This is a genomic window from Plantibacter flavus, from assembly GCF_051487245.1.
Taxonomy (GTDB): domain Bacteria; phylum Actinomycetota; class Actinomycetes; order Actinomycetales; family Microbacteriaceae; genus Plantibacter; species Plantibacter flavus_B.
In genome coordinates this window covers 278,315-304,901 of sequence record NZ_JAHVDH010000005.1, presented here as the reverse complement: position 1 = coordinate 304,901, position 26,587 = coordinate 278,315, and the positions used below count along the sequence as shown (strand labels likewise).

26 protein-coding genes are annotated in these 26,587 nt (G+C 69.2%); 13 read left to right on the top strand and 13 right to left on the bottom strand.

Going from position 1 to position 26,587, the window contains the following annotated elements; translation table 11 throughout:
• Positions 1-20: 20 nt before the first annotated feature.
• A complete protein-coding gene (locus KXS11_RS14410; RefSeq protein ID WP_437386295.1) occupies positions 21-416 on the bottom strand; it encodes a DUF5997 family protein in 396 nt (131 codons plus the stop codon).
• A gap of 96 nt (positions 417-512) precedes the next feature.
• On the opposite strand from KXS11_RS14410, the gene KXS11_RS14405 reads away from it, so the two are divergent.
• Positions 513-1,370 (top strand): LysR family substrate-binding domain-containing protein, encoded by an 858-nt coding sequence (locus KXS11_RS14405; RefSeq protein WP_437386294.1) that lies wholly within the window; start codon positions 513-515, stop codon positions 1,368-1,370.
• 41 nt (positions 1,371-1,411) lie between these two features.
• Here KXS11_RS14405 and KXS11_RS14400 read toward each other — a convergent pair whose 3' ends face one another.
• Genes KXS11_RS14400 through KXS11_RS14380 form a run of 5 tightly spaced genes read right to left on the bottom strand, consistent with a single transcriptional unit; the run spans position 1,412 to position 7,132 of the window.
• A complete protein-coding gene (locus KXS11_RS14400) occupies positions 1,412-2,719 on the bottom strand; it encodes a DUF58 domain-containing protein (protein WP_437386293.1) in 1,308 nt (435 codons plus the stop codon).
• On the bottom strand, positions 2,720-3,709 hold the full coding sequence (locus KXS11_RS14395) for an AAA family ATPase (RefSeq protein WP_437386292.1): 990 nt from the start codon (positions 3,707-3,709) through the stop codon (positions 2,720-2,722).
• Complete coding sequence (locus KXS11_RS14390) at positions 3,706-4,929, bottom strand: DUF4350 domain-containing protein (protein ID WP_437386291.1); 1,224 nt, start codon at positions 4,927-4,929, stop codon at positions 3,706-3,708. Before KXS11_RS14390 ends, KXS11_RS14395 begins: the two co-directional genes overlap by 4 nt.
• Positions 4,926-5,609: a DUF4129 domain-containing protein gene (locus tag KXS11_RS14385; protein WP_437386290.1), complete on the bottom strand. Its 684-nt coding sequence runs from the start codon at positions 5,607-5,609 to the stop codon at positions 4,926-4,928. The genes KXS11_RS14390 and KXS11_RS14385 overlap by 4 nt, the downstream gene beginning before the upstream one ends.
• Positions 5,606-7,132: a hypothetical protein gene (locus KXS11_RS14380; protein ID WP_437386289.1), complete on the bottom strand. Its 1,527-nt coding sequence runs from the start codon at positions 7,130-7,132 to the stop codon at positions 5,606-5,608. The genes KXS11_RS14385 and KXS11_RS14380 overlap by 4 nt, the downstream gene beginning before the upstream one ends.
• A 164-nt stretch (positions 7,133-7,296) precedes the next feature.
• Between KXS11_RS14380 and mtrA the strand changes: the two genes are divergently transcribed.
• The 5 genes from mtrA to hpf all read left to right on the top strand — a co-directional run bounded on the left by mtrA (position 7,297) and on the right by hpf (position 12,996).
• Complete coding sequence (mtrA, locus tag KXS11_RS14375) at positions 7,297-7,980, top strand: MtrAB system response regulator MtrA (RefSeq protein ID WP_437386288.1); 684 nt, start codon at positions 7,297-7,299, stop codon at positions 7,978-7,980.
• 6 nt (positions 7,981-7,986) lie between these two features.
• Positions 7,987-9,696, top strand: coding sequence for an MtrAB system histidine kinase MtrB (mtrB, locus tag KXS11_RS14370; RefSeq protein ID WP_437386287.1), 1,710 nt, complete (start codon positions 7,987-7,989; stop codon positions 9,694-9,696).
• Positions 9,689-11,422 carry an LpqB family beta-propeller domain-containing protein gene (locus KXS11_RS14365; RefSeq protein ID WP_437386286.1) on the top strand — a complete coding sequence of 578 codons (1,734 nt, stop codon included), beginning with the start codon at positions 9,689-9,691 and terminating at the stop codon, positions 11,420-11,422. The genes mtrB and KXS11_RS14365 overlap by 8 nt, the downstream gene beginning before the upstream one ends.
• Before the next feature lie 89 nt (positions 11,423-11,511).
• Positions 11,512-12,210 carry a ComF family protein gene (locus KXS11_RS14360; protein WP_437386285.1) on the top strand — a complete coding sequence of 233 codons (699 nt, stop codon included), beginning with the start codon at positions 11,512-11,514 and terminating at the stop codon, positions 12,208-12,210.
• A gap of 144 nt (positions 12,211-12,354) precedes the next feature.
• A complete protein-coding gene (gene hpf / locus KXS11_RS14355) occupies positions 12,355-12,996 on the top strand; it encodes a ribosome hibernation-promoting factor, HPF/YfiA family (RefSeq protein ID WP_437386284.1) in 642 nt (213 codons plus the stop codon).
• Here the strand turns inward: hpf and KXS11_RS14350 are convergent.
• Entirely contained in the window at positions 12,993-13,592 is a 600-nt protein-coding gene (locus KXS11_RS14350; protein ID WP_437386283.1) for a PadR family transcriptional regulator, read from the bottom strand. The two genes, hpf and KXS11_RS14350, sit on opposite strands and share 4 nt — an antisense overlap.
• A gap of 227 nt (positions 13,593-13,819) precedes the next feature.
• Between KXS11_RS14350 and secA the strand changes: the two genes are divergently transcribed.
• Positions 13,820-16,633, top strand: coding sequence for a preprotein translocase subunit SecA (gene secA / locus KXS11_RS14345; RefSeq protein WP_437386282.1), 2,814 nt, complete (start codon positions 13,820-13,822; stop codon positions 16,631-16,633).
• A 92-nt stretch (positions 16,634-16,725) separates the two neighbouring features.
• Here secA and KXS11_RS14340 read toward each other — a convergent pair whose 3' ends face one another.
• The gene (locus KXS11_RS14340; protein WP_437386281.1) at positions 16,726-17,235 is read right to left on the bottom strand and encodes an Rv3235 family protein; all 510 of its coding nucleotides are present in this window, start codon (positions 17,233-17,235) and stop codon (positions 16,726-16,728) included.
• Between the two features lie 151 nt (positions 17,236-17,386).
• Here KXS11_RS14340 and KXS11_RS14335 point away from each other — a divergent pair, with 151 nt between their 5' ends.
• The gene (locus KXS11_RS14335) at positions 17,387-17,989 is read left to right on the top strand and encodes a hypothetical protein (protein WP_437386280.1); all 603 of its coding nucleotides are present in this window, start codon (positions 17,387-17,389) and stop codon (positions 17,987-17,989) included.
• Positions 17,990-18,020: 31 nt separating this feature from the next.
• On the opposite strand, the gene KXS11_RS14330 is transcribed toward KXS11_RS14335, so the two are convergent.
• Complete coding sequence (locus KXS11_RS14330; RefSeq protein WP_437386279.1) at positions 18,021-18,317, bottom strand: helix-turn-helix domain-containing protein; 297 nt, start codon at positions 18,315-18,317, stop codon at positions 18,021-18,023.
• A gap of 123 nt (positions 18,318-18,440) precedes the next feature.
• Here KXS11_RS14330 and KXS11_RS14325 point away from each other — a divergent pair, with 123 nt between their 5' ends.
• From KXS11_RS14325 to KXS11_RS14310, 4 genes are all read left to right on the top strand, one after another.
• Positions 18,441-19,178, top strand: a complete 738-nt coding sequence (locus tag KXS11_RS14325) for a hypothetical protein (RefSeq protein WP_437386278.1) — start codon at positions 18,441-18,443, stop codon at positions 19,176-19,178.
• Positions 19,178-20,461: an AAA family ATPase gene (locus KXS11_RS14320; protein WP_437386512.1), complete on the top strand. Its 1,284-nt coding sequence runs from the start codon at positions 19,178-19,180 to the stop codon at positions 20,459-20,461. The genes KXS11_RS14325 and KXS11_RS14320 overlap by 1 nt, the downstream gene beginning before the upstream one ends.
• 197 nt (positions 20,462-20,658) lie before the next feature.
• A complete protein-coding gene (locus KXS11_RS14315) occupies positions 20,659-20,994 on the top strand; it encodes a histone-like nucleoid-structuring protein Lsr2 (RefSeq protein ID WP_437386277.1) in 336 nt (111 codons plus the stop codon).
• Positions 20,995-21,116: 122 nt separating this feature from the next.
• Positions 21,117-22,616: a sensor histidine kinase gene (locus KXS11_RS14310; RefSeq protein WP_437386276.1), complete on the top strand. Its 1,500-nt coding sequence runs from the start codon at positions 21,117-21,119 to the stop codon at positions 22,614-22,616.
• Positions 22,617-22,711: 95 nt separating this feature from the next.
• Here the strand turns inward: KXS11_RS14310 and KXS11_RS14305 are convergent, their stop codons facing one another.
• Entirely contained in the window at positions 22,712-22,960 is a 249-nt protein-coding gene (locus KXS11_RS14305; RefSeq protein ID WP_056012627.1) for a WhiB family transcriptional regulator, read from the bottom strand.
• Between the two features lie 193 nt (positions 22,961-23,153).
• On the opposite strand from KXS11_RS14305, the gene KXS11_RS14300 reads away from it, so the two are divergent.
• Positions 23,154-23,579: a hypothetical protein gene (locus tag KXS11_RS14300; protein WP_437386275.1), complete on the top strand. Its 426-nt coding sequence runs from the start codon at positions 23,154-23,156 to the stop codon at positions 23,577-23,579.
• A gap of 16 nt (positions 23,580-23,595) precedes the next feature.
• On the opposite strand, the gene bcp is transcribed toward KXS11_RS14300, so the two are convergent.
• Genes bcp through aroA form a run of 3 tightly spaced genes read right to left on the bottom strand, consistent with a single transcriptional unit; the run spans position 23,596 to position 26,553 of the window.
• Positions 23,596-24,075 carry a thioredoxin-dependent thiol peroxidase gene (gene bcp, locus KXS11_RS14295; RefSeq protein WP_437386274.1) on the bottom strand — a complete coding sequence of 160 codons (480 nt, stop codon included), beginning with the start codon at positions 24,073-24,075 and terminating at the stop codon, positions 23,596-23,598.
• Between the two features lie 56 nt (positions 24,076-24,131).
• Positions 24,132-25,196, bottom strand: coding sequence for a ribosome small subunit-dependent GTPase A (gene rsgA / locus KXS11_RS14290; protein ID WP_437386273.1), 1,065 nt, complete (start codon positions 25,194-25,196; stop codon positions 24,132-24,134).
• A 4-nt stretch (positions 25,197-25,200) separates the two neighbouring features.
• Positions 25,201-26,553 carry a 3-phosphoshikimate 1-carboxyvinyltransferase gene (gene aroA / locus KXS11_RS14285; RefSeq protein ID WP_437386272.1) on the bottom strand — a complete coding sequence of 451 codons (1,353 nt, stop codon included), beginning with the start codon at positions 26,551-26,553 and terminating at the stop codon, positions 25,201-25,203.
• Between the last annotated feature and the right edge of the window lie 34 nt (positions 26,554-26,587).

Genomic DNA, 26,587 nt, shown 5'->3' with positions numbered 1-26,587 from the left:
GGCTGGTGAACAGCCGGAAGCTACTCGCCGGCTTCGCTTCGGGCGCGACGTTCGGCGTTGCGGGCGTTGACGCGGGCGTTCTCCGCCTGGACCTCAGCGTGCACGGCACGCTCCTGGACGAGCCAGGCCGGCAGCGTGCGCAGGAGCTCCTGGATCTGCTCCGTCGTGAGTGCCTCCGTGATCTCGGCGCGGGCGAGCCCCGAGGTTGAGACACCGAGTTTGCGAGCGACGACGTCGCGCGGGTGTGGGCCGGACTTGCGCAGTTCGAGGAGCCACTCGGTGGGGTTCGACTGCAGTTCGAGGAACGCCGAACGCGTGATCGGCTCCTCCTGGAACGACGCTGGCGTGGCCGGCAGGTACACCCCGAGCTTCTTCGCCGCAGTTGCCGGTTTCATGATCTGTTCGCTCGCGCCCATCCGCTCAGCGTACCCCGCCGGACGGCAGGCGCCCAACCGCTTGCGGCCGCGCGTCCGGTGGCTGCAGTAGGGTGGCTGGCGAGCAGTGGAGGCAGGATGGACGTCCAGGACGAGCAGATCGACCCGTCGGAGGTCTCGGCCGACGACACCGAGGCCGGGCTGTCGGCCCCACCGGCCCTCACTGTCGCCTTCGCGCGGGGCGTCAACCCGGGCAAGTGGGCGAGGATCTGGTCCGAGCGCCGCCCGGAAGACCCGCTGGCGCTCGTGCGCGTCGATCTCGACGAGCAGCGCGACACGATCCTCAGTGGACGTGCCGATGTCGCGCTCGCCCGGCTCCCGATCGATCGTGAGGGGCTCAACGCCATCGAACTGTTCGCGGAGCTTCCCGTCGTGGTCGCCGCGAAGGGTTCGGCGCTGCTCGACCAGGACACGGTGGTCATGACCGACCTCGTGGACGAACAGCTCATCATGGCGCCGCTCGTCCTCGGCTGGGACGAACGCGCCTCGGAGCTCGGCTTCCCACCCGCTGCAGCCCCACTCGCCACCGACCCGGAGTCGGCCATCGAACTCGCCGCTTCGGAGGTCGGCATCGTCGTCGTTCCGCAGTCGGTTGCGCGGCTCCATCACCGCAAGGACGTCGACTACCGCCCGATCGATGATCTGCCGTCGGTGCCGGTATCCCTCGTCTGGCGGCAGGGACGCGACGACGAGGCGATCGAGGAGTTCATCGGCATCGTCCGAGGGCGGACGGCGAACAGCTCACGTCGGGCAGCGCCCGCCGAGGCACCGGCCGCGCCGGTCGAACAGCGTCAGGGCAAGCGTCGGAAGCCCGCGAAGGGCGCGTCGAGCCCGGGGACCGCGGCCGGAACGAGCCGTGGTGCACAGCTCGCGGCGCGCAAGGCCAAGCAGGAGGCGCTCGCCCGCGAGCGACGCAACAAGCGCAAGGGACGCTGAGCGACCCGTCGGCACACGTGCCGAGCGACGGGCCGAACCGCTCACAACCGGCCGGAGGCCTTCAGCGCGAGATAGGCGTCGGCGAGGGCCGGCGGGAGCGTCGCCGGCGAACCGGTGACGACTTCCGCACCGAGTTGGCGGATCGCAGCGGACACCCGTTCGATGTCGAGCATCGAGCGTTCTGCGGCGGCAGCCCGGTAGACGGACTCACGTGAACCGCGGTCTCGGGTGGCAGCCATGGTCGCGGGATCGACGACACTCGTGACGACGACGACGTGCCGGCGGGTGAGCTGGGGGAGCACTGCGAGCAGTCCGTGAGCGGCGCCCGGGGCGTCGATCGAGGTCTGCAGGACGACCAGGGCGCGCTGACTCGTGATCTGGCGGACTTGGGCGGGGATCGCGTCCCAGTCCGTCTCGATGAGCTCGGGGTCGACGAGCGCCATCGCATCGACGAGTCGCGACATCAGTTCGGCACCGGTCGTGCCCTGTACCCGCCCGCGCACGCGCCGGTCGTAGGCGAGGTAGTCGACGCGGTCACCCGCCCGCGTGGCGAGGGCGGCGAGGAGGAGTGCGGACTCGAACGCGGTGTCGATCCGGGGTTCGTCGTCGATCCGTGCAGCGGAGGTCCGGCCGGTGTCGGTGACGACGACGACGCGGCGGTCGCGCTCCGGTCGCCAGGTGCGGATCATGACGTCGCCGCGCCGCGCCGTCGCACGCCAGTCGATGGATCGGACGTCGTCGCCGCGCACGTACTCGCGGAGCGAGTCGAACTCGGTGCCCTGACCGCGCACCATCACACTCGTGGCACCGTCGAGTTCGCGCAGCCGTGCGATCCGGCTCGGCAGGTGCTTGCGCGACGAGAAGGCCGGCAACACACGCAGTCGGCCGGCGCAGTTGAGCGTGGCCTGGCGTGCGAGGAGCCCCATCGGACCGAACGATCGCACGGTGACCTGCGACACCCGTCGCTCGCCGCGGCGGAAGGGGGTGAGGATCAGGCTCACGGAGCGCCGTTCGGCGGGCGGCACGTCGACCCGCAGACGCGCGGGCGGTGCGCCGGCGGACGGCTGCCAGGCGTCACGGACGAGCCCGCGCACGCGGCGGCGGCCTCGGTTCGTCACGAACAGGCTGCTCGTCGCCGACTCGCCGAGGCGGACCCGTGATGGCAGCTGGCGGTGCAGTTCCAGCTGCCGCGGGGAACCGGCGAGCACGACGTCGAGGACGCCGAGGACGAGGCAGAGCACGAGCCAGCCCAGGAAGGCGGGCGCGGCGTCGCCCGTGAGCACGCCGAACACCACGATCGGCACGACGCCGAACGCGACCAGCGCGACGAACCTCCCGGTGACCGCCATCTAGATGGGGACCTGGACCTGCTGCATGATCGATCGCAGGATCGCGTCGACCGACACCCCCTCGAGTTCCGCCTCCGGACGCAACTGCATCCGGTGACGCCACACGGGAAGGACCATCGTCTGGACATGGTCAGGGGTGATGGACTGGTACCCGCTCAGCCATGCCCAGGCCTTCGCGGAGGCGAGGAGGGCCGTGGTGCCGCGTGGGCTGACCCCGAGGCGCACCGACGGGCTGCGACGGGTGGCTCGCGCGAGGTCGACGATGTACGCGAGCACGTCGGCGCTCGCTCCGACCCGACCGACCTCGAGCTGGGCCGCGCGGAGGTCGGCGGCTCCCATCACCGGCGTGACACCGGCCGCCGTCAGGTCGCGCGGGCTGAAGCCGGCGGAGTGGCGGCGGAGCACCTCGACTTCCGCATCGCGCTCAGGGATGTCGAGCACGAGCTTCAGAAGGAAGCGGTCGAGCTGCGCCTCGGGCAGCGTGTAGGTGCCCTCGTACTCGATCGGGTTCTGGGTGGCGGCGACGATGAACGGGTCGGGCAGCGGCAGCGAACGGCCGTCGACGCTCACCTGTCGCTCCTCCATCGCCTCAAGCAGTGCGGACTGGGTCTTCGGTGGGGTGCGGTTGATCTCATCGGCGAGGAGGATGTTCGTGAACACGGGACCCTCGCGGAACTCGAACTCGCCGGTCTTCGCGTCGTAGACGAGCGAACCGGTCACGTCGCCAGGCATGAGGTCGGGCGTGAACTGCACCCGCTTCGTGTCGAGACTCAGCGCATGGCTGAGGGAGCGGACGAGGAGCGTCTTCGCGACACCGGGGACGCCCTCCAGCAGCGCGTGCCCCTTCGCCAGCAGTGCGATGACGAGACCGGTGACGGCCGCGTCCTGGCCGACGACGGCCTTGCCGACCTCGACGCGCACCTGCGCGAGTGCTCGGCGGAGTTCGTCCGGGTGCTGGCTCGTGGATCCTGGCACGGTGGCGTCGGTCATGGATGGTTCCTTCCGGTGAGGTCCGTGGCGCGGGCGACGGCGGCTTCGAGATCGAGGAGATGGTCGGAGAGGGCGATGAGTTCGGCGTCGCTCGACGGGTACGCGTCGAGCAGGATCGCCCGGACGTGACGGGGATCGAGCCCCGTCAGTCCGGCGGCGGTCCCGGCGACTTCGAGGACCGAGGCATGGCGGGAGAGACCGGTCGCGACCGCGAGGCGCGAGACCGTGCCGATTCGCAGCGCGTCGAGGGCTCGTCCACGGTTCGACGAGCGCTGGTAGAGACGTGCCCGCCCCTCCATCGTCTCGCTCGCCCGGACGGCGACCGGCAGGTTCTCGATGACGAGGGGTCCGAATCGTCGGCCACGCCAGAGCATCGCGAGGACCGCGGTGATCGCGACGGTGCCGGTGACGCCGGCGACCCAGCTCGGGGTGAGTTCATCGAGGCTCGGCGGACCGGTGACCGGGACGTCGGCGAGCGTCGGGAGGTACCAGACGAGCTGCTGGTCCGCGCCGAGGAGGCCGAGCGCCAGTGCCGCGTTCCCCGCTGCGGTGATGCCGTCGTTCGTGAGGGCGTCGGCCGAGCCCAGCAGGACGAGGTCGCCGTCGTCCTGGGAGAGCACCGCGCTGCCGCCGGAGGCACCGCTGAAGCACTCCTCGGCCGTGGGGTCGGAGCTCGTGTAGAGGGTCCAGCCACCGGTGACGGTCGCAGCGCGGGCCGCGGTGTCGTCGTCGCAGTCCGCCGAGAGGACCTCGTCGGTGGGCGCGTTGCCGGCGAAGGACGCATCCGGGAAAAGCGCGCGCAGCGCTGTCACTCGTGGGGTGACGACCACCAACCGCGCGTCGGCGTCCGCCAGTCGTCGGAGCTGCGCAGCGTCGAGGAGACCGCCGGAATCGAAGAGCAGGACGGTGCTGTCGGCGTCGTCGACGGCGTCGAGGGTCGCCGCGAGGGTATCGGTCTCGGTGACCGTCACCCCTTCCTGCCGGAGCACCTGGGCGAGCGCGCGTCCGCCGTTCGGCGTCTGGTTCCCGGCGCTCAGGAGCATGGCGTCGATCGAGGCCCCCCGGGTCGCGAACATGAGCAGCAGGGTGACGGCGATCGCGAAAACAGCGGCGATGATCCAGAACCGTCCGCGACGCAACCGCGTGCGGAATCCGGGTGTTGCGACGTCGAAGACGGCTTCCTCCGCCACGGCTGCCGGTTGCTCGGTCGAGATCGTCACCGCAACGCACCTGCCGTTCCGGGCGCTGCCGTCTCGGTGAGGAGGATCGGCGTGGTGGCGGCCAGGCGTCGATCGAGCGCCTCCAGTTCACGGAACTGCGGTTCGGTACCGACGGCGTCGAGGTAGCGGACCGCGTCGAACACGCCCGCGGCCCCGAGGAGCGCCGCCTGCTCGCTGGGGAAGGCGGCTGCGGCTCGGTTCGCGAAGCCGTGGGCGGTGGTGCCAGGGGTGACGATGACGACCGTGCGCTCCGAGAGGGCGCGGGCGATCGCCCGGTACAGCTCCTGGAGGGCGAGCGTCCAGTCTCCGGTGGATGCGGCGGCCCTCGCGTCGCGTCGGAGCTCGTCCGCGCTCCGGTCGTCCTGTTCGCCGAACAGTTCCAGGCGTCTGGCACTGCGCCGGTTGATCCGAGGGACGCCCCAGACGATGAACGCGATCACGATGCCGACGATCACGACCGTCATCGCGACCACCGGGAAGAGTCCCGTGAACGGGCCGTCACCGGGCACCCTGAGCGAGTTCACCCAGTCCCAGAACGCCTTCGACACGACGTCCCAGAGCGTCGGTTGCGCGCTCTGGTACTCCGGTTTCGAGAGCTCCTGTTGGAGGAGGTCACGAGCACCCGGGGCATCCGGGACGAGGGGGACGTCGAGGCGCGACGCGGACACCAGCGGGTTCATCGGCGGCCGGTACCCCAAGCCGCTGCGAGGTCGAACGGGTTGTCCACCGTCTCGCGGCCCGAAGCGCGGGCCTCGACGAATCGTGCCAGGTCCAGGTCGAGACCCTCTTTCCGCATCCGCAGGTCGACGTAGATGACCGCGGACGTGGCACTGATCACGACGACCGTGATGGCACCGATGATCACCGAGACGAGGAGGGACAGGCCCTGGGCGGCGATCGTGGCGACGATCATGGTCGCCTCCGAGTCGACCCCGACGAACAGGGCGGGCACGAGACCGGCGAGCACGCTGATGGGTGTGGCGACGACCTGGGCCGCGACGCTCACGACCGAGGAGACGAGGAACTGCACACCGAAGGTCCGCCAGAAGTACCCGTCCGTCAGACGCCAGGAGCGGGCGAGCGAGGCGAAGACCCGGCCGTTCTCGAGCACGATGATGCTCGGGGTGAGCGAGAACTTCGTGCCGAGCCAGGCGGACGCGGCGACGAGCACCAGGATGGCGAAGATCGCCATGAGCACGGTGAGGACCACGCCCACCGCTCCACCGAGCGTGGTGAGGAGGAAGCCGAGACCGACGGCGAGGGCGACGAACACGGTGACGACGCCGATGAGGAGGAAGGTGTACCCGATGAGCGGCAGGAAGCGCGACTTCGTCCGCCGCCACAGCGCGCCGAGCGGCAGCTTCTCGCCGATCGTCCCACGAGCGACCTCCTGCGCGATGATGCCTTGGAGGATCGCGCTGCCGATGATCGAGACCGCGACGGGGATGAGGAACGACAGGATGATGGCCGTGACGGCACCTGCGCCGATCGCGTCCTCCTCGCCCGGGGCGGCCTGGGACAGCCGGCTGAGCGACAGCCACGTGACGAGTCCGACGATCACGAGGGAGAGGACGGTCGTGACGCCCTGCAGCAGGAGCGCGCTACCGAAGGTCGCCTTCGGGTTCCGCCGAAGGACGAGGAAGGGGGCTCCGAAGAGGTCGCTGAAGGACAGCGGACGCAGGGGGATCAGTCCGGGCTTCGGCGGTGGAGCCCAGCCCTGTTGCGGCCCCGGGGCCCAGGCGCCGCCTGCAGCGTACGGGTTCGCGTCGTACGCGGCGGTGGCAGCCGCGCCGTATCCCGGTTGCGGCGCGTACCCGGGCTGCTGCGGCCCGTAACCCGCCTGCTGTGACGGGGACCCCTGGGGCTGCGGGTACTGCGGATGCGTCTGCGGTTGCGGGTACCCCTGGGCGTGCGGGTACCCCTGGGGCTGCGGGTACTGCGGGTACGGCTGCTGTTGTGGGTATCCCTGGGGTTGCGGGTAGGGCGGTTGCGCGGCGCCTGGGTGGGCGCCATACGGCTGTTGCGCGTACCCCGGCTGGCCCTGGTACTGCTGCGGCTGGGGTGGTTGCCCCGGATACTGCTGCGGCTGGTCAGGCTGCTGCGGGGATGCCGCAGGGGCGGGTTGCGCGGTGCGCTGCGGCTCCGCCCACCCGGCGTCGTCCGTGCCGTCCATCTCGCCCCCGGCTCGCTGGTCCGTGTCCATCAGCAGCACCCCTTCGCCGTCTCGAACTCCTCCATGTTGTCACACCGCGGTGCTCCGACACCGGCCGTTCGGCGGTTCCGGTGGACTCTTCGACTACGCTGAGGCCAAGACGCATGGACACCGGTCAGGCAGCGCCGCCGGTCGGTCACACCCGAGACGGAGCTATGAACGCACGCATCCTCGTCGTCGACGACGACACCGCACTCGCCGAGATGATCGGCATCGTGCTGCGCACCGAAGGCTTCGAACCGTCGTTCTGCGCGGACGGGGGCGGTGCTCTCCAGGCCTTCCGCGACGCCAAACCCGACCTCGTCCTGCTCGATCTGATGCTGCCCGGTATCGACGGCATCGAAGTCTGCCGTCTGATCCGTCAGGAGTCCGGTGTCCCGGTGATCATGCTCACCGCGAAGTCCGACACGTCGGACGTCGTGAAGGGTCTGGAATCGGGCGCGGACGACTACATGGTGAAGCCCTTCAACCCGAAGGAGCTCGTCGCGCGCATCCGGACCCGGCTGCGCGCTCCGGCCGCCGACATCGGCGAGACACTGCGCATCGGCGACCTCACCGTCGACGTCGCCGGCCACGAGGTCCGGCGGGCTGACGCCGTCATCGGACTCACGCCGCTCGAGTTCGACCTCCTGCTCGCACTCGCGAGCAAGCCGCAGCAGGTGTTCACGCGCGAGATGCTCCTCGAGCAGGTCTGGGGCTACCACTACAAGGCCGACACGCGGCTCGTCAACGTACACGTGCAGCGTCTGCGGGCCAAGGTCGAAGAGGACCCGGACAACCCGAAGATCGTCATGACGGTCCGAGGCGTCGGCTACCGCGCCGGTGCCGTCACCGGCTAGCCGGCCATGGCCTCCCGACTCGCCAGCTGGGCGGCCGACTGGCGCCGGTGGCGTCGCCTGCCGGGCCACGTGCGTTCGCAGTGGCGACGCTCGCTGCAGTTCCGCACCGTCGCGATCACCGTCGGGCTCTCCGGCCTCGCCATCCTGATCACCGGGGCGTACCTGTCGTTCAGCATCGGGAACGACCTCTTCCAATCCAGGCTGCAGCAAGCGCTCGCCGGATCCGGACGGGCGTTCTCCTCGGCGCAGAGCATCCTGGACGCCTCCGACGCCAGCGAGCGCGTCGCGTTGCAGCAGCTCATGGGCGCGGTCCGGACGGACCTCCAGACCACGTCGGGCAGCAACCTCATCGCCGCCTACCGTGCACCGGGACAGGACTTCAGCCAGGTGACCCCACCGGGCTTCGAATCGCCGGGTCTCGCCGACGGGGTCATCTCCGACGACCTCCACGCTGCGGTCCGGGCGAACCCCGACACCCTCCAGTGGCAGTCGGTCACACTGCTCGACAGCGAAGGCGCTTCGACCGCGGGCATCGTCGTCGGCTCGGAGGTCTCGATGCCGACCGCCGGCTCGTACGAGATCTACCTCGGCTACGACCTGAGTGAGTCTGAACAGACGCTCGGATTCGTGCAGCGCACACTGTTCGTCGCGGGCATCGGCCTGATGCTGCTGGTCGGCGGTGCCGCCTGGCTCGTCGTCCGATTCGTCGCCACACCGATCCGCTCGGCGGCCGAGACCAGTCAGCGGATCGCCGACGGCAACCTCGACGTCCGGATGCCGGAGAAGGGCGAGGACGAACTCGCGACCCTGGCGCGCTCGTTCAACGGCATGGCCGCGAGCATGCAGAAGCAGATCAAGGAGCTCGCAGACCTGTCGCTCGTGCAGCAGCGGTTCGTCTCCGACGTGTCGCACGAACTCCGCACCCCGCTGACGACGATCCGTCTCGCCGGCGACGTGCTCTACGACCAGCGGGACACCTTCCCGCCTGCGACGGAACGGACCGCCGAGCTGCTGCACGATCAGGTCGGACGGTTCGAGATCCTGTTGGCCGACCTCCTCGAGATCAGTCGCTACGACGCCGGGAGCATCGAGCTCGACCTCGAACCGACGAGCCTCGTCCGGCTCGCGGAAGAGGTCGTCGAGGAGCTTCGCCCGCTTGCCGAACCGACCGGTTCCGACCTGCGCATCGTCGCCCCCGGCGGATACTCCGCGGTTGCGATGGACCCGCGTCGGATCCGCCGCATCGTGCGGAACCTCATCGGAAACGCCATCGAGCATGGCGAGGGCAAACCGATCGTCGTCTCCGTGGACAGCAACGAGTCCTCCGTCGCCATCGCAGTTCGCGACTACGGCCTGGGCATGACACCTGCCGCCACGGAGCGCGTCTTCGATCGCTTCTGGCGCGCAGACCCCTCCCGGAAGCGCACCATCGGCGGCACGGGGCTCGGACTCGCGATCTCCCTCGAGGACGCGGTCCTGCACGACGGCTGGCTCGAGGTGTGGTCGGAGCCGTCCGGTGGCTCGTCCTTCCGTCTCACGATCCCGCGCGAGCCGGGAGGGACGATCGTCCGATCGCCCATCAGCCTCCCGCCGGACGACGCGATCGAGTCGATCGTCGATGAGCTGACGGTGCCGCAGACCCGCTCGCTGCCGACGGTCCCCACCCACCAGACCGGGTCGTCGGCGGACGACCGACAGGAGGACGATCGTGGCTGAGCGGAGCGGATCGCGCCGGACGCGGCACGGCTCATTCCGACGGGTGGTCGGCGCCGTGCTCCCGGTGTTGCTCGTCGTCGTGCTGAGCGCCTGTGTCGGGATCCCGCGCAGCGGCACCGTCCAGGACGGCGGGACGGTCGAGGGCGGCGACGGCGACGTCGACGTGAACTTCATCGCCCCTGGCCCCGCCGAGGGTGCGACCCAGGAGCAGATCCTCCGTGGCTTCATCGACGCTGCGGCGAGCCCGCAGAACAACTACGAGATCGCCCGCGAGTTCCTGGCACCCGATGACCGTGCCCAGTGGGATCCCGATGCCGGCGTGACGATCGACCAGGGTGGACGGTCCTTCGCCGCAGTGGGGGAGAGCGTGCAACTGACGGTCAGTCCCGTGGCCGCGGTCGACGAACGCGGCGAGTACCGTGAAACGGCGAACTCCTCGCCGCTCAGCTGGACGTACACGTTCGAGCAGGTTCGCGGAGAGTGGAGGATCGCGGAGGCACCGCCCGGGATCGTGCTCGAGGCGTCGACGTTCTCCGACGTCTTCGCGGCCTACTCACTGAGCTTCTTCGATCCGAGCTACAGCAGGCTCGTGCCCGATCAGCGGTGGTTCCCGTCGCGGGCGTCGACGGCCACGAGGATCGTCGGTGCCCTGCTCGACGGCCCGGCCGAATGGTTGAAGGGTGCTGTGGCCACGGCGTTCCCCGAGGGCACGGCTCTGACGAGCGACGCCGTACCAGTGGAATCCGGCACGGCGAGGGTCGACCTCACGAAACCAGCCCTGCAGGCGGACGCGGTGACACTCCAGCGGATGCAACTGCAGCTGACGAGCAGCCTCGTCCAGCTGTCGGGGAGCGTGAGCGGTGTCGCGGCGGTGTCGAACGTCGCGATCACGGTCGTGGGGAACTCGACGCAGCCGGTCGCAGCCCTGACGATCGCTGCACCGCGGGTGGACTCACGTGCGCTCATCCAACGAGGAGATGAGTTCGGCTTCGCCTCCGGCGACGAGATCGAGGCGGTTCCGGGGATCTCGGTCGCGGTCGTCGCCGCCGGCGCCGATGCCGCGGTGCTGGCCGCCGACCACAGCCAGGTCGCGATCCGGTCCGCAGCCGGCGTCAGCGTCATCCAGTCGGACGGTGATTCACGTGTCGTCGACACGCGACCGGGCCTGCTGCCACCGACCATGGACCCGTACGGCTTCACCTGGACGGTGCCCGCATCGGCGCCGACGGCGGTGCTCGCACACGACGCGGCAGGAGCGACGGTCCAGGTCTCCACGAGTTGGACCGGAGCGGCGACGATCAGCGCCCTCCAGGTGTCGCGTGAGGGCACGCGGCTCGTCGCGCTGCTGCAGGACGGTGCACAGTCGAGGCTGGTCGCGGCTGCGATCATCCGCGGCGACCGCAATGCGCCTCTCCAGCTCGGCGACCCGGTCGAACTGCGCGTCATGCAGTCCTCGGCGGTCACCGTCACCTGGGTCGACGACATCACGGTCGGCGTGCTGCTGGACGACGGTGCGCAGGCGATGATCGTGAGTCAGCAGATCGGCGGGCGATCGGCGCCGGTGACGCCGTTGGCGGACGTCGTCAACCTCGTCGGCGGGAACGGGCTGACGCAGCTCCGAGCGTTGACGACGGACGGGCGGCTCTTCCTCCCGCGCGGCGCGAGCTGGCAGGAGGCGGGCGAGCGCGTCACGTTCATCGCGACCCAGCTCGGCTCTCCCGACTGACCCTCCTCCACAGCGGACGCAGGCTCGAGGACCGTCGCCTTCCTCGCTGAGGCGCGCGATCGAGGGACACTCCAGGCGACCATGGACCGATGACGCATCGTGACAGCACGCCACCGTCCGCGAACCACCTGACCGAGACCATCCGAGACGCCTGGGCACTGGTCGTCCCGGTGTCCTGCGCGGGTTGCGGAGCGCCCAGCCGGGAGCTCTGCGCCGAGTGCCTCGACCGTCTCGCGAGACGGGACGGTGACACGGCTCGCGCGCTCGTGCGCTGGTCGCTCGCGGACGGCACTCCCGGGACCGCGGCGCGGCCGTACGACGCGCTCCTCGGGGCCGTGTTGCTCGCCTGCAAGGAGGACGCACGCGTTGGACTGCTGGGCCCGCTCGCCGCGGTGCTCGAGCCGGCGCTCGACGTCGCGCTGCGCGAGGCGATCGTGTGCACTGCGGGCCGCGCTCCCGAGATCGCGACGGTGCCGGCGAGCCGCCGGGCTGCGCGGACGAGGGGGTTCCACCCGGTCGAGCGGCTCGTGCGACGGCTCGGACAGCGCCCGGTTCGTCCGCTCCGCTGGAGTCGCGAGCCGTCCGACCAGCGAGACTTCGGTCGGGCACAACGGTTCGCCAACCTCGCCGGTGCCCTCCGAGCACCACGCCCACTCGACGGACGCCGGTTCCTGCTCGTCGAGGACGTCGTGACGACCGGCGCGACCGCGGGGGAGTCCGTCCGCGCGATCCGCGCTGCCGGGGGCGCCGTCCTCGGTGTCGTCGCGCTCGCCCGAGTCATGCCATGACGGTGCCAGACGCGGCAGGACAGGCTCGGTGAACAGTTCTGGAACTCTTCTGATGACATCTGCAGGCTCGGGCACTACGGTGGCAGGACACGGCGTGAAAGGACCGCCCGGGACCGGGTGGTCAGCCGGATGAGGAGGTCGAACGTGGATATCAACATCGTCGGACTTGGACTCGGCATCACCGATCGGTTCCGCGAGTACGCGACCGAGAAGGCGGAGAAGGTCTCCCACCTCGTCGAGCAGGCGCAGTCGCTCGACATCAAGGTGTCCCGCCATCACGACGCCAACGGGCGGAAGGGTGAGGACCGGGTGGAACTCACCCTCGTGGGCCCCGGTCCACTCGTGAGAGCGGAGTCCACCGGCTCCGACAAGTACGTCGCCTTCGATCTGGCGATCGCGCGACTGCTCGAACGGATCCGACGTTCGAAGGATCGGAAGAAGGTCCATCGGGGCAAGCATCGTACGTCGCTCCACGCGGCGAGCAGCGCGGGGTTCAGCGGCGTCGACATCACCCCGGCCGCCCCGGAGCTCCTCGAACAGGTGGCCACGGGCAGCGTCGCGACGCTCACCCACGAGGCCGACGAGCCCGAGGTGTACACGCCCGTCGTCATCCGCACGAAGGAGTTCCCGGCGGAGTGGATGAGCCTCGAGGACGCAGTCGACCGCATGGAACTCGTCGGGCACGACTTCTTCCTGTTCATCGATTCCGCCTCCGAGCGCGCCAGCGTCGTGTACCGGCGCAAGGGCTGGGACTACGGGGTCATCAGCCTGGACGCCGAAAGCTAGGCTCCAGGAGCAGTCGCCGACGCGGTCGTCCGGTTCGCCGGGCGGCCGCGTCGTGGCATGTCCGTTCCGGCCGGGAACGCCGGGTCGCGGACCGCCAGTCGTGCGGCGGTGGTGTCCAACCACTCCAGCTCCGCGATGCTCCGGGTTCGCCTGGCCTGCAGACCGATCCACGCGACGTCCCCCTGCGGTGTCGGCGCCAGCGCGGCGAGCTCGGCGTCGAGCTGCCGCAGCGCGTCGAGCGTCCACGCGCGCTGCACGGCGATCACCCCGAGCGTGTCGACATCCGCCAGAGACGCGGCCAGCGAGACCTTTCCCGGCAGTTCGTCGCGACTGGCGCCCGTCGTCACGGGGGTCGCCCACCAGCCGTCCAGGACAGCCTGTCCGGCGTCGGTGATGCGGTAGAAGACATGGCCCTGGTCGTCGACGGCCCCCCGCTCGACGAGTTCGTCCCGCTCCAGGCGGTCGAGCGTCGCGTACGCCTGCCCCACGTTGAGCGCGCCGGCCTGCCCGGTGCGACGGTCGTATTCGCCGCGGAGCCGGTACCCGTAGTCGTCGCCGGCAGCGAGGATCGCAAGGAGACCGTGCTTGACCGACATCGAACCTCCCTGAAATGCCTCCTCCGTACTGTCGACCAGCCTAACCACGCCACCCCGGCGGCCGGCGACGGCGCTCCGGCGACATCTGTTGCGCCACGGATACACAGGGTTCACTCGGGCCGCTCCCCACTAACATGAGGGGAGGACTGCCCCGTTTCCGGTGCGTCCCGTCCGTTCTGGTCAGTCGACCGGGAGGGAGATCAGGAACACGTAATGGAGAGCAATCCGTGGCCTCACCACTTGAGAAGATCCTCCGCGTCGGCGAAGGACGCATCCTCCGGAAGCTGCAGAGCTACACGAAGGCGGTCAACGCCCTCGAGGACGACTTCACCGAGCTGAGCGACGAGGAGCTGAAGAACGAGACCGTCGAACTGCGTGAGCGGTACGAGGGTGGCGAAAGCCTCGACGACCTCCTGCCAGAGGCCTTCGCGGCAGTTCGCGAAGCCGCGCGTCGCACGGTCGGGATGCGCCACTTCGACGTCCAGATCATGGGTGGCGCGGCGCTCCACCTCGGCAACATCGCCGAGATGAAGACCGGTGAGGGCAAGACCCTCGTGGCGACCCTCCCCGCCTACCTCAACGCGATCGCCGGCAAGGGCGTCCACGTCGTGACGGTCAACGACTACCTCGCGTCGTACCAGTCCGAGATCATGGGCCGCGTGTTCCGCGCGCTCGGGATGACCACCGGTGTCATCGTCGAGGGCCAGACCCCCGAGCAGCGTCGGGAGCAGTACGCGGCCGACATCACCTACGGCACGAACAACCAGTTCGGTTTCGACTACCTGCGCGACAACATGGCCTGGCAGGCCAAGGACATGGTCCAGCGCGGTCACTTCTTCGCCGTGGTCGACGAGGTCGACTCGATCCTCATCGACGAGGCTCGCACGCCGCTCATCATCTCGGGCAAGGCCTCCGGCGAGGCGAACCGCTGGTTCCAGGAGTTCGCCCGACTCGCCGTCCGACTCGAGGCAGGTGAGGACTACGAGGTCGACGAGAAGAAGCGCACCGTCGGCGTGCTGGAGCCCGGTATCGAGAAGGTCGAGGACTACCTCGGCATCGACAACCTCTACGAGTCGGCCAACACTCCGCTCATCTCCTTCCTCAACAACGCCATCAAGGCGAGCGCGCTGTTCAAGAAGGACAAGGACTACGTCGTCATGAACGGCGAGGTGCTCATCGTCGACGAGCACACCGGCCGAATCCTCGTCGGGCGTCGGTACAACGAGGGCATCCACCAGGCCATCGAAGCCAAGGAGGGCGTCGCCGTCCAGGCCGAGAACCAGACGCTCGCGACGGTCACACTGCAGAACTACTTCCGTCTGTACGAGAAGCTCTCCGGGATGACGGGTACGGCGGAGACCGAGGCGGCCGAGTTCATGTCGACCTACAAGCTCGGCGTCGTCCCCATCCCGACCAACCGGCCGATGCAGCGCATCGACCAGTCCGATCTCGTCTACAAGAACGAGGAGGCGAAGTTCGCCCAGGTCGTCGAGGACATCGTGGTCCGCCACGAGGAGGGCCAGCCCGTCCTCGTCGGAACGACGAGCGTCGAGAAGAGCGAGTACCTGTCGCGTCTGCTCGCCAAGAAGGGCGTGAAGCACGAGGTCCTCAACGCGAAGAACCACGCTCGTGAGGCCGCGATCATCGCGCAGGCCGGACGCCTCGGCTCCGTGACCGTCGCGACGAACATGGCCGGTCGTGGTACCGACATCATGCTCGGCGGCAATGCCGAGTTCCTCGCCGTCGCCGAGATGAACGCGAAGGGCCTGAGCCCGGTCGAGACGCCTGATGAGTACGAGGCCGCGTGGGACGAGGTCTTCACGGCGGTCAAGGCCAGCGTGAAGGTCGAAGCCGACAAGGTCATCGAGGCCGGCGGTCTCTACGTGCTCGGTACCGAACGCCACGAGTCGCGACGCATCGACAACCAGCTGCGTGGTCGTTCCGGTCGTCAGGGAGACCCGGGCGAGAGCCGTTTCTACCTGTCGCTCACGGACGATCTCATGCGGTTGTTCAACGCCGGTGCGGCCGAGAGTCTCATGGGTCGGCAGAACGTCCCGGACGACCTCGCGATCGAATCCAAGATCGTCAGCCGCGCCATCCGCAGCGCGCAGTCGCAGGTCGAGGCGCGCAACGCCGAGATCCGTAAGAACGTCCTCAAGTACGACGACGTCCTGAACCGCCAGCGCGAGGCCATCTACTCCGACCGACGGCACATCCTCGAGGGCGACGACCTCCACGATCGCGCGCAGCAGTTCCTCGAGAGTGTCGTCGACGACGTGCTCGACGAGCACACCGGCGAGGGCAACGGAGACGACTGGGACTTCGACGCGCTCTGGGCCGAGCTGAAGACGCTCTACCCCGTCGGTCTCACGATCGACGAGGTCGTGCAGGAGGCCGGGGCGAAGGGACGCATCAACCGCGAGTTCATGCGTCGTGAGATCCTGTCCGACGCCAAGCTCGCCTACAGCAACCGCGAGGAGTCGCTCGGTGAGGCGGCAATGCGTGAGCTCGAGCGTCGCGTGGTGCTCCAGGTGATCGATCGTCGCTGGCGCGACCACCTCTACGAGATGGACTACCTGAAGGACGGCATCGGTCTGCGTGCCATGGCTCAGCGTGACCCGCTGGTCGAGTACCAGCGCGAGGGGTACGCGATGTTCCAGCAGATGATGGGCCAGATTCGCGAGGAGAGCGTCGGCTTCCTGTTCAACCTCGAGGTCGAGGTGAACGGCGAGGTCGCTGCAGGTGCTGAGGCACCGGCGATCACTGCCAAGGGGCTCACCCAGGAGACGCCGGACAACGAGAAGCTCAGCTACTCGGCTCCGAGTGAACAGGGTGGCGTCGAGGTCCGGAACCAGCGTGGACAGATCGAGAAGGCCGCCACGGAGCGTGCTCAGCGTCTGCAGCAGGCCTCCCGGCCTGGCGCTGAAGCAGCTCCCGTGGCTCCCGCCGCACGTGGCGCGTTCGGACAGAAGTCGGAGGATGCGGCTGAGGCCGCTCCGAGCAACCGTTCGGACCGCCGCAAGCAGGGCAAGAAGAAGTAGCCCACCCCTGACGAAGCCCGCCTGCTCGGATGAATGCCGGGCAGGCGGGCTTCGTCGTGCTCAGCGCGTGTCGGGCTGGCCGCAGGGACGTGTCACAGGACGCTGACGGAGGTGGCGCGCCAGCGACCGTCGAGGCCTTCGAGTCTGATCGCCACGGCGCGGGATCTGGCGCGTCCGTGCACCATCACCACGGCCTCCACCGCTCCGTCGCGTGGCTCAGACACGGTGATCGTGCCGATCGTGATGACCGGGACGGTGCCGGTCACGCCACGGACCCGTCTGGCGCGCTCGGCGAGGATGACCCGTTTGAGCAGCACCGTGTGGACGTCCGCCGTGATCCATCGAGCCAGCTGCGCCAGATCACGTGCGCCGGCGATGACCTCGATGACACTCCTCGTGAGGTTTTCGAGCAGGGGCCGAGGATCCGGCAGCTCAGCACGGCCGACGGGCTGGTGGGCGAAGAACTCGTCGCTCCCTGGCCGGATGATCGCTCGGGGCTCGCGTGTCCGGCGGACGGGAAGCGGCGCCACGGCGCTCAGCTGAGGGGATCCCGCGCTCTCCGCGGCTGATCGGCCAGGTTCGTGGTGGGCGACAGTGCTCATGGGGCCTCCGAGGAGTTGAACGGCGCGACCATCAGTCGGTCGACCAGGTGCGGAATGTTAAATCAATCATGTGGAATGCCTTCTGTCCAGTCGGAACGCGACCTGTGGAGAACTTCCGACGCCCAGGCCGCAGCCGCACTAGCGTCGGCGTATGCGCTGGGACAGTCTGTTCGACGATCTCGCGGGGCAGCTCGACCACGAGCTCGACGCGGACGATGCCGGCGTCCGGGTCGAGGCCGAGCGACTCCGCCGTGGTCGGCTGACCGTCCGCGACCGACTCCAGGCACTGCAGACGGTGCCGCGCGCGGGCGAGTCGTCCGCCGCCGCGGTGATCACCGTGCAGTTGGTCGACGGCACGACGTGGCGCCTCCGGCTCCACCGCCTCGGGAAGGACTGGCTCCAGGCCTCGTCCGGCCTCGCCGGTCGCGAACTCATCGTGCCGCTGTCCGCTGTCGCCGCGCTTGCGCTGTCTCCGGCGCAGGCGGATTGGAGTCTCGACGAGTTGGGGGCGTCTGAGGACCGGCTGCTCGATCGACTCACGATCTCGTTCGTGCTCCGTGACCTGTGTCGACGGCGTTCGTCCGTCGTCGTGCACACGCTGACCGAGCGCTGGGCGGGCACGATCGACCGGGTCGGTCGGGACCACCTCGACCTCGCCGTGCACGAGCCTGGATCTGCTCGACGGGCGACCGCGGTCGAGCAGATCAGGATCATCGTCTTCAGTCAGATCGTGATGGTCGAGCGGGCGCCCTGACGACTTCCACGGGCATGCCTCGTGCGTCCACTCAATCGAGAGGCGCCACGGGGCGCAGCAGCGGTGCTCCCGAGAACTCGCTCAGCTCGGTGAGTTCCGCCTGCGCCCAGAGCCCCTCGCGTCGGGCCTCCTCGTATCGGCCCGCGATGAACGCCTCGAGCACCGGGAACTCGATCCGCCAGGGACCGCTGCGTCCGACCCTGATGGCCGGGAGCTCGCCGCTCGCGATGAGGGCGGCGACCGCGTGCGCCGACACGTTCAGGACGTCGGCCGTGTCCGCAACGGTGAGGAAGCGGCCGAGTGAGGTCTGATCGCGCTGCAGTTCCATTCCTCGATTATCCTCTCGCAAGCCCCACAGGTCCGGGCCTGTGGATAACTCCGACGGTCCTGCACGTGCTGCGGGCACCATTGGGGCGAGGGGACATGTGGGTCGCCCGAGGAGGAGGATGCAGTGCGGGGAATCGAACGGAGTGCCGGGCCCGGCGGGGCCGTCCGCGGTCGGGCAGGTGGTGCCGACGGGCGGAGCGACACCGAGGGTGGCGACCGCCTGGCGATGCGCGGGCGTCAACGGGGTTGGACCTCCGCCGGCTCGCGATTCTGGGTCGACCCGCGCTTCGTCGTCGGATTGGCGCTCGTGGTCGCGTCGATCGTCGGTGTGTGGTGGCTGGTCACGGCATCCAGCAGAACCGTTCCCGTGTACGCGGCCACCCGGACGCTGACCCCGGGTGCGACGCTCGAGCCGTCGATGCTCCGCGTGGTCGACATCCGGCTGGGTGGCTCGGACGCCGCCTACTTGAGCGCTGCGAAGCCGTCGTTCGGAGATCAGGTCGTCACACGCACCGTCGGCTCCGGCGAGCTGGTGCCACTCTCCGCCCTCGGCGACGCTGCCGAGCTCGGGATCACGACGCTCGTGGTCGAGCCCGGGAGGCGGCCCGCGACCGATGTGGTGCCCGGGACGCTGGTCGACCTGTGGGCGGCGGCGCCCGTCGACGAGGGGTACGGTTCGCCGGAGGTGATCGTGCCTGCAGCCACGATCGTGCGGAGCAGCGAAGAGGAAGGCTTCCTCTCGGGCGGTGGATCGGCGGCCCTGGAGCTGGCTGTCCCCCGGTCGGCGGTCGCGACGGTGCTCGCGGCACAAGCCGCCGGGCACCTGCTCTCCGTCGTGCCCACCGAGCCGGGCGCGCGGTGATGCTGCGTGTCGGGCTCGCCCTCGACCCCAGGACCGAGGGCGAGGTGCTCGCCACGATGCTCGAGCTCGGCCATCGGGTCGCTTGGCGATGTCACGACGACGCCGAGCTGGATGAGCGCGTCTCGGCCGGTACGCCGGTCGACGTCCTGCTCGTCTCGGCGGGCGCCCAGGGGCTGTCCGCTCGACTCATCGATGCGGCGGATGTCGCAGGGACCCGTGTCGTCGCCGTCGCGAACGGGGAGGGCGACCGCCGGCGTGCGGTCGCACTCGGGCTGCTCGACGTCGTGGTCCTGCCGGCCACTCCGGAGGACCTCGAGCGCGTCGTCGCACCGCTCGTCGTCCAGGGAACAGCCGATGGTAGGCGGCCACCGCCCGACGGTCGGGTCATCGCCGTCTGGGGTGCTGCCGGGGCGCCGGGGGCCACGACCATCGCGACGGCGATCGCGAGTGAACTCGCAGCCGTCGGACGACGGGTGCTGCTCGTGGACGCGGACACCTATGGTTCGTCGATCGCGCCGATGCTCGGCCTACTCGACGAGGCGCCCGGCTTCGCAGCCGCCTGCAGGCTCGCCGGGAGTGGTGCGCTCGACGATGAGCAGCTCGAACGCATCTCGATCGTGCACCCGTCTCCTTCTGGATCGTTCCGGATCCTGACCGGCATCTCCCGCTCGGCGCGTTGGCCGGAGCTCTCCACCGAACGGGTCACCGCGACGCTCGAGCGCTGCCGGCAGTGGGCGGACGACGTGGTCGTCGACACGGGGTTCTGCATCGAGGCCGACGAAGAGATCTCGAGCGACCTGTTCGCACCCCGGCGCAACGGAGCGACCTTCGCCGTGCTGGCTGCCGCCGAGCACATCGTCGAGGTCGGGTCAGCCGACCCGGTGGGGATCACTCGCCTGTTGCGGGGACATGCCGACCTCGTCGAGCTGGTCGACCCGGAGCGGATCTCCGTGATCGTGAACCGTCTCCGGTCGGTGGCTGTCGGAACGGTCCCGTCCGCGCAGCTCGCCTCGACGCTCTCCAGGTTCGGAGGGATCGACCCCGCTGCGTTGCTCCCCGAGGACCAACGTGCTGTCGACGCAGCTGTGATCGCGGGGAGCTGTCTCCGCGACCACGCGCCGCGCGGTGCGCTCGCCGTCGCCGTCCGACGATTCGTGTCGGTCACGTTCCTCTCCGAATCGACGGCTCCGTCGCTGCAGACCCGGCGTGGAGCGCGCGGTGTGCAGCGCCGGAAGCGGCTCGGGGGCTTCTCCGCGCTTGGCCGGAGAGATGCAATGAAATGAGTCATGCACTAATTTGGGCGAATAGCCAATTTGCGCGCGAATGGTTTTATGCATCCGCATCCAGTCGCCTTTCCCGGCTTATCCATCCAGTGCTGGATAGGTTGTGGATCGATGCGATATCCCAACAATTCCATTGGATATGGATATCATCGGTGGAGTCGTCGGATATGCGACAGAATTCGCCCAGGAGGAACGCAATGGCTCAGAAAGTCACCACCACGTACATCGATGACCTCGATGGCACAGAACTCGCCTCGGGTGCCGGCGAGACGGTCCGCTTCGCGATCGACGGCACCGAGTACGAGATCGACCTCGGGCAGGAGAACGCGGCGACGTTGCGTGAGTCGCTGAAGCCGTACATCGGTGCCGGGCGTCCGATCAAGCGCGGTCGTCGTACGTCGAGTGCCGGCACACGGAACAGTGCCGAGAACCTCGCGGCCATTCGCGAGTGGGCGGCGAAGAACGGCCACGCCGTGTCCTCACGCGGCCGCATTCCGCAGGCGGTCCAGGACGCGTACCGCGCCGCCAACTGATCCAAAGCCCGCGCCAGGCGGCGTTCGGCGAGTCTCCACGGCCCGCTGGACGCCGCCTGCGGCGTCTCAAGAGCCGGACGCGCGGTGCCCGGCTGCGCGACCGCGACCCTAGACTGGGACTCGTGTCGACGCTCAGTGATCTCGTTCTCGCCCAGGGCCGCTCCAGTGCGGCAGACGTCGAGTGGCTGCACATGCTGCTCGCTGACAGCCAGCTCCTCGCGGACCTCGCGTTCGCGGATATCGTCATCTGGGTCCCGACCGATTCCGGGAGTTTCATCGCGGTCGCGCACTCGCGCCCGTCGAGCGCGGCAACACTCTTCTATCGCGACTTCGTCGGACAATCCATCAAGCAGGAATGGCGCAAGCAGGTCACCGACTGCTTCGAGAGCGGGCGGATCATCGAATCCTCCGCGCCGGATTGGTACGAGGAGACGCCCACCCGGGTCCGTGCCGTCCCCGTCGCACGTCGGATCTCCCCGACGGAGAAGGTGAATGCGGAGGGTCCGATCGCGGTCATCACGAGGCATACGAACCTCGGTGAGGCGCGGACGCCGAGCCGTCAGGAACTCACCTTCAACGACTGTGCGAGCGACCTGTTCGAGATGATCGCCGTCGGCGACTTCCCCGACCTCGGAGCTCCCACCGGACCGCGCCGTGGTGCTCCACGCGCGAGCGACGGACTCATCCGCCTCGACGTCGACGGCACGGTGACCTTCGCGAGCCCCAACGCGCTCTCCGCGTTCAACCGAATCGGCTTCGCCGAGGAACTCGAGGGTGAGTCGCTCGCCGACGTGACGACGCACCTGCTCTCGGGCACCGGCACCGTCACGGTCGACGAATCGTTGCCGCTCGTCGTCACCGGCCGCGCCCCGTGGCGCACCGACATCGAGGACAAGGGCGTCACCGTGTCGCTGCGGGCGATCCCGCTGCGGAGTCGCGGTGAGCGGGTCGGTGCCATCGTCCTCTGCCGCGATGTCAGCGAGCTGCGGCACCAGGAGCAGGAACTCATCACCAAGGACGCGACGATCCGTGAGATCCATCACCGGGTGAAGAACAACCTCCAGACCGTCGCGTCGCTCCTCCGTATCCAGGCCAGGCGGACGCGGTCGGAAGAGGCGCACGACGCGTTGACGCAGGCGATGCGCCGCGTCGCGGCGATCGCGGTGGTCCACGACACGCTCTCCGAGGGACTCAACCAGAACGTCGACTTCGACGAGGTGTTCGAGCGAGTACTGCTCCTCGTGGCCGAGGTGGCGTCGTCGCACAACACGACGGTGCGGCCGAAGTCCTCGGGGTCGTTCGGCGTGCTCCCGAGTGAATACGCGACACCGCTCGCGCTCGCGCTCACGGAACTCGTCACGAACGCCGTCGAGCACGGCTTGGACGGTCGGGACGGCGACGTGGAGATCACTGCGGAGCGGAACGATGAACTGCTGAGTGTGCAGGTACGCGACAACGGGGTGGGCCTGCCGGAGGGCAAGGTCGGCTCCGGGCTCGGCACGCAGATCGTCCGGACGCTGATCCAGGGCGAGCTCGGCGGCACGATCGACTGGCACACGCTCATGGGCAGTGGCACCGAGGTGACCATCGCGATTCCGATGCGCTGGGTCGCGAAGAGCTGAGCCGCTCCTGACGCGGTGCCTGCGGTCGAGAGCGGCGGGAATGCGAGAACCCCGGGGCCGTCGGGCGCCCGGGGTTCTGCGGAGTTCGTCGAGCGTTAGGAAGCGCGGCGGGCGCGGGCTGCGCGGCGCTTCAGAGCGCGGCGCTCGTCCTCGCTGAGGCCGCCCCAGACGCCCGAGTCCTGACCGGTCTCGAGGGCGTACTGGAGGCAGAGCTCGGTGACGCTGCAGGTGGCGCACACAGCCTTCGCCTTGTCGATCTGGTCGACTGCGGGACCGGTGTTCCCGACCGGGAAGAACAGTTCCGGGTCGACGGTCAGGCAGGCAGCTTTGTCGCGCCAATCCATAGGGGAGCTCCTTTTATTGCAGGGTGAGATTTCTTCAACCGAGTGAGGGGGTTCGGGAAGCGAAAGCCGAAATGCGAGGGGGATGATCGTCCGGGAGTCGGGATCTGCCCACACCCTCGTGGACCTCATGTCGGCCTCAAACATGGTTTCATATCGGTAAGAGCAAATCAATAGTCAAGTTTGGGTGAACCCTGTGAGTACCGATCGTCTTCCGCCTGCCGCTCCGAACCCGCAGGAGCGCCGTCACCCCGCCGTGCGGGCGTTCGTCGTGCTGCTGGTGGCTGAAGCGGTCTTCATGATCGGGCTCTCGGCCTGGTTCCTCTTCGAGCTCGTCTCGGCGACGCCGACCTCGTTCACGAGCGCCCTGGCGATCTTCGTGATCCTGCTCATCGCGACCGCCTTCGTCACGGCGCTCGCGATCGGCGCCGTCCGCGGACGGACCTGGATCCGCGGGGGCGCCGTCACCTGGCAGCTCGTCCAGATCGCCGTGGCCGTGGGCGCCTTCCAGGGTGTGTTCGCGCAGCCCGCGATCGGCTGGTGTCTGCTGATCCCGTCGATCGCGGTGCTCGGCCTCCTCTTCACGCCGGCGGTCGCCGCCGTCACCCGACGCGAGGTGTGACCCCGCAGCTGGGTCGTCAGGCGTCGATACCGAGCGCCTTGCGGAGCATCTTCACGTGCCCGGTGGCCTTGACGTTGTAGCGGGCGAGGGTCAGCGTGCCCTGCTCGTCGACCGCGAACGTGGATCGCAGGACACCCGTCACGATGCGTCCGTAGCTGTTCTTCTCGCCGTAAGCGCCGTACGCGCGGTGGACGGCGAGGTCGGTGTCGCTCAGGAGGGGGAAGTTCAGACCCTCCTGCTCGGCGAACTGTGCGAGCTTCGCGGGCTCGTCCTTCGAGATGCCGAGCACCCGATAGCCGGCGGAGGCGAGCGAGCCGAGGTTGTCGCGGAAGTCGCAGGCCTCGGTCGTGCACCCTGGGGTCATCGCGGCCGGGTAGAAGTACAGGACCACGCGCTCACCGGCGTAGTCGCCGAGCGAGACCGGCGCCCCGTCCTGGTCGGGGAGGGTGAACGTCGGTGCTGCGTCGCCGGGGGAGAGGCGGATGTCTTCGGTCATCCCTCCACCCTAGCGAGCGCGGCACCGCAGGCGCCCCCAGGCGGCTCGTGGGCGGCTCAGGAGTACTGGTCCGCCTTGATGGTCGCGAAGGTGGACAGGAGCCTCTGCAGGGAGTCCAGGCGGGCTGCGCCGTTCTCGCCGAGTCGTCCCTCCGCGACCGCCTCGATGATGGCGCAGTCGGGCGCGTCGGGCAGGTGGGTGCAGCCCCGAGGGCATTCGAGCGCGATCTCCGCGAGATCGGTGAAGGACTTCAGGATGTTCGCGGTGTCGACGTGGCCGAGGCCGAAGGACCGGACGCCGGGCGTGTCGATGACCCAGCCGGTGCCCGTCGGTGACTCGATCCGCAGCGACACCGTGGACGACGAGGTGTGGCGTCCGCGCCCGGTGACGACGTTCACATGGCCGGTCGCCCGCTCCGCCGTGGGGACGAGGGCGTTCACGAGGGTCGACTTGCCGACACCGGAGTGCCCGACGAAGACGGTGTCGTGATCGACGAGGGCCTCGGTGATCTCGGCGAGGGGGACGTCGTCCTGCCGGCTGCGGAACACGCGCAATCCGAGCCCGGCGAAGTTCGCGAGGAACTCGTCCGGGTCCTGGAGGTCGGTCTTCGTGATGCAGAGGATCGGCGTGATTCCGGCGTCGTACGCCGCGACGAGGTATCGGTCGACGAGCCTGGCCCGCGGTTCGGGGTTCGCCGCAGCCACCACGATGAGCATCTGGTCGGCGTTCGCGACGACCACGCGCTCCATCGCGTCGGTGTCGTCACCGCTGCGCCGCAGCAGGGTCGTGCGCGGCACGATCCGCACGATGCGCGACAGCGTGCCCTCGGCGCCCGTCGTGTCGCCGACGACGTCCACGCGGTCTCCCGTCACGATCGGCTGCTTCCGCAGTTCGCGTGCCCGCGTGGCGGTCAGTGCGCGTTCCTCCGGCGTGCCCTCGTCGAGGAGCACGGTGTAGCGCCCGCGGTCGACGGCGAGGACGCGGGCGGTCAACGCGTCGAGGTGCTCCGGTCGCGTCTTCGTCCGCGGACGGTTCGCCTTCGGGTTCGGACGCACGCGGATGCTCGACTCGTCGATCTCCAGGTCGTCGTCATCGTCGTCGCCGTCGGTCCACCAGCTCATCGCGTCAGGCCCCGAGCATCGCGTGCCACAGCTCGGTGAACTGCGGCAGCGTCTTCGCGGTCGTCGCGACGTTCTCGATGGCGATGCCGGGGACCACCAGTCCGAGGATCGCCCCCGTCGTCGCCATGCGATGGTCGTGATAGCTGAGCCACTCGCCGCCGTGCAGTGGACGGGGTTCGATGCGCAGGCCGTCCGGGAGCTCCGTGACAGCACCGCCGAGCTTGTTGATCTCCGTCGCGAGCGCCGCCAGTCTGTCGGTCTCGTGGTGCCGGATGTGTCCGATCCCGGTGATCGTCGACGGTCCGTCGGCGAGGGCGGCGAGTGCGGTCAGTGCCGGGGCGAGTTCGCCACCCGTGGTGAGGTCGAGGTCGACCGCGGTGATACGGTCGCCACCGGTGACGGTGAGGCGGTCGCCGTCGAGCGTCACCGTCGCACCGAAACGCGGCAACAGTTCGGCGAGGTCGGCGCCGACCTGCGTGGTCGACGACGGCCAGCCGCGGAGCGTGACCGAGCCACCGGTGACGAGGGCCGCTGCGAGGAAGGGGGCTGCGTTCGAGAGGTCCGGTTCGAGGTCGACGTCGCGCGCGCCGATGGTGCCGGGGGCGACGAGCCACTCGCCGACCGCGGGCTGCTCCACGGTGACCCCGCGCTCCGCCAAGGCGGCGATCGTCATCTCGATGTGCGGCAGGCTCGGGAGGCGCTCTCCCTCGTGGACGAGGTGGAGACCTTCCTCGAAGCGTGCCGCGGCGAGGAGGAGTCCTGAGACGAACTGGCTCGACGAGGAGGCGTCGATCGTGAGCTTGCCGCCGACCACCCGCCCGGTGCCGTGCACCGTGAACGGCAGGGCCTTGCGTCCATCGTCGCTGATGTCGACCCCGAGAGCCTCGAGCGAGGCGATCATCGTGGACATGGGGCGGTTGCGCGCCGAGGGGTCGGCGTCGAACACCGTCGGGCCGAGTGCCAGTGCGGCGACCGGCGGCATGAACCGCATGACGGTGCCCGCGAGCCCGCACTCGACGGTCGTGCTGCCGAGGAGCTCTTCGGCCGGGGTGACCAACCAGTCCTTGCCGAACGCGCCCGTCCCCGGACGCTCCTCGACCGTCGTCCCGAGGGCGCGGAGTGCCTCGACCATGTTGCCGCTGTCCATCGAGTGGAGCGGGGCGCGCAGGAGCGATGGGCCGTCGGCCAGAGCGGCGAGGATCAGCTCGCGGTTCGTCAGCGACTTCGAGCCCGGGAGCGAGACGGTGGCATCGATCGGGCCGGTCGCTGTGGGCGCCGGCCACGCGGCATCGCCGTGCTCGGGTTCGGCATCGCCGTACACGTCGAAATCTGGTGCGGAATACGGATTGGTCAACATTGGTTCCAACAGTAGTCGGGGTCGAGCGCAGAAG

Bases quoted from the DNA above. Each gene is read 5' to 3' on its own strand.
- KXS11_RS14410 (WP_437386295.1), bottom strand. From the start codon at position 416: ATGGGCGCGAGCGAACAGATCATGAAACCGGCAACTGCGGCGAAGAAG.
- KXS11_RS14405 (WP_437386294.1), top strand. From the start codon at position 513: ATGGACGTCCAGGACGAGCAGATCGACCCGTCGGAGGTCTCGGCCGAC.
- KXS11_RS14400 (WP_437386293.1), bottom strand. From the start codon at position 2,719: ATGGCGGTCACCGGGAGGTTCGTCGCGCTGGTCGCGTTCGGCGTCGTG.
- KXS11_RS14395 (WP_437386292.1), bottom strand. From the start codon at position 3,709: ATGACCGACGCCACCGTGCCAGGATCCACGAGCCAGCACCCGGACGAA.
- KXS11_RS14385 (WP_437386290.1), bottom strand. From the start codon at position 5,609: ATGAACCCGCTGGTGTCCGCGTCGCGCCTCGACGTCCCCCTCGTCCCG.
- KXS11_RS14380 (WP_437386289.1), bottom strand. From the start codon at position 7,132: ATGGACACGGACCAGCGAGCCGGGGGCGAGATGGACGGCACGGACGAC.
- mtrA (WP_437386288.1), top strand. From the start codon at position 7,297: ATGAACGCACGCATCCTCGTCGTCGACGACGACACCGCACTCGCCGAG.
- mtrB (WP_437386287.1), top strand. From the start codon at position 7,987: ATGGCCTCCCGACTCGCCAGCTGGGCGGCCGACTGGCGCCGGTGGCGT.
- KXS11_RS14360 (WP_437386285.1), top strand. From the start codon at position 11,512: ATGACGCATCGTGACAGCACGCCACCGTCCGCGAACCACCTGACCGAG.
- KXS11_RS14350 (WP_437386283.1), bottom strand. From the start codon at position 13,592: ATGTCGGTCAAGCACGGTCTCCTTGCGATCCTCGCTGCCGGCGACGAC.
- KXS11_RS14340 (WP_437386281.1), bottom strand. From the start codon at position 17,235: ATGAGCACTGTCGCCCACCACGAACCTGGCCGATCAGCCGCGGAGAGC.
- KXS11_RS14335 (WP_437386280.1), top strand. From the start codon at position 17,387: ATGCGCTGGGACAGTCTGTTCGACGATCTCGCGGGGCAGCTCGACCAC.
- KXS11_RS14330 (WP_437386279.1), bottom strand. From the start codon at position 18,317: ATGGAACTGCAGCGCGATCAGACCTCACTCGGCCGCTTCCTCACCGTT.
- KXS11_RS14320 (WP_437386512.1), top strand. From the start codon at position 19,178: ATGCTGCGTGTCGGGCTCGCCCTCGACCCCAGGACCGAGGGCGAGGTG.
- KXS11_RS14315 (WP_437386277.1), top strand. From the start codon at position 20,659: ATGGCTCAGAAAGTCACCACCACGTACATCGATGACCTCGATGGCACA.
- KXS11_RS14305 (WP_056012627.1), bottom strand. From the start codon at position 22,960: ATGGATTGGCGCGACAAAGCTGCCTGCCTGACCGTCGACCCGGAACTG.
- bcp (WP_437386274.1), bottom strand. From the start codon at position 24,075: ATGACCGAAGACATCCGCCTCTCCCCCGGCGACGCAGCACCGACGTTC.
- rsgA (WP_437386273.1), bottom strand. From the start codon at position 25,196: ATGAGCTGGTGGACCGACGGCGACGACGATGACGACGACCTGGAGATC.
- aroA (WP_437386272.1), bottom strand. From the start codon at position 26,553: ATGTTGACCAATCCGTATTCCGCACCAGATTTCGACGTGTACGGCGAT.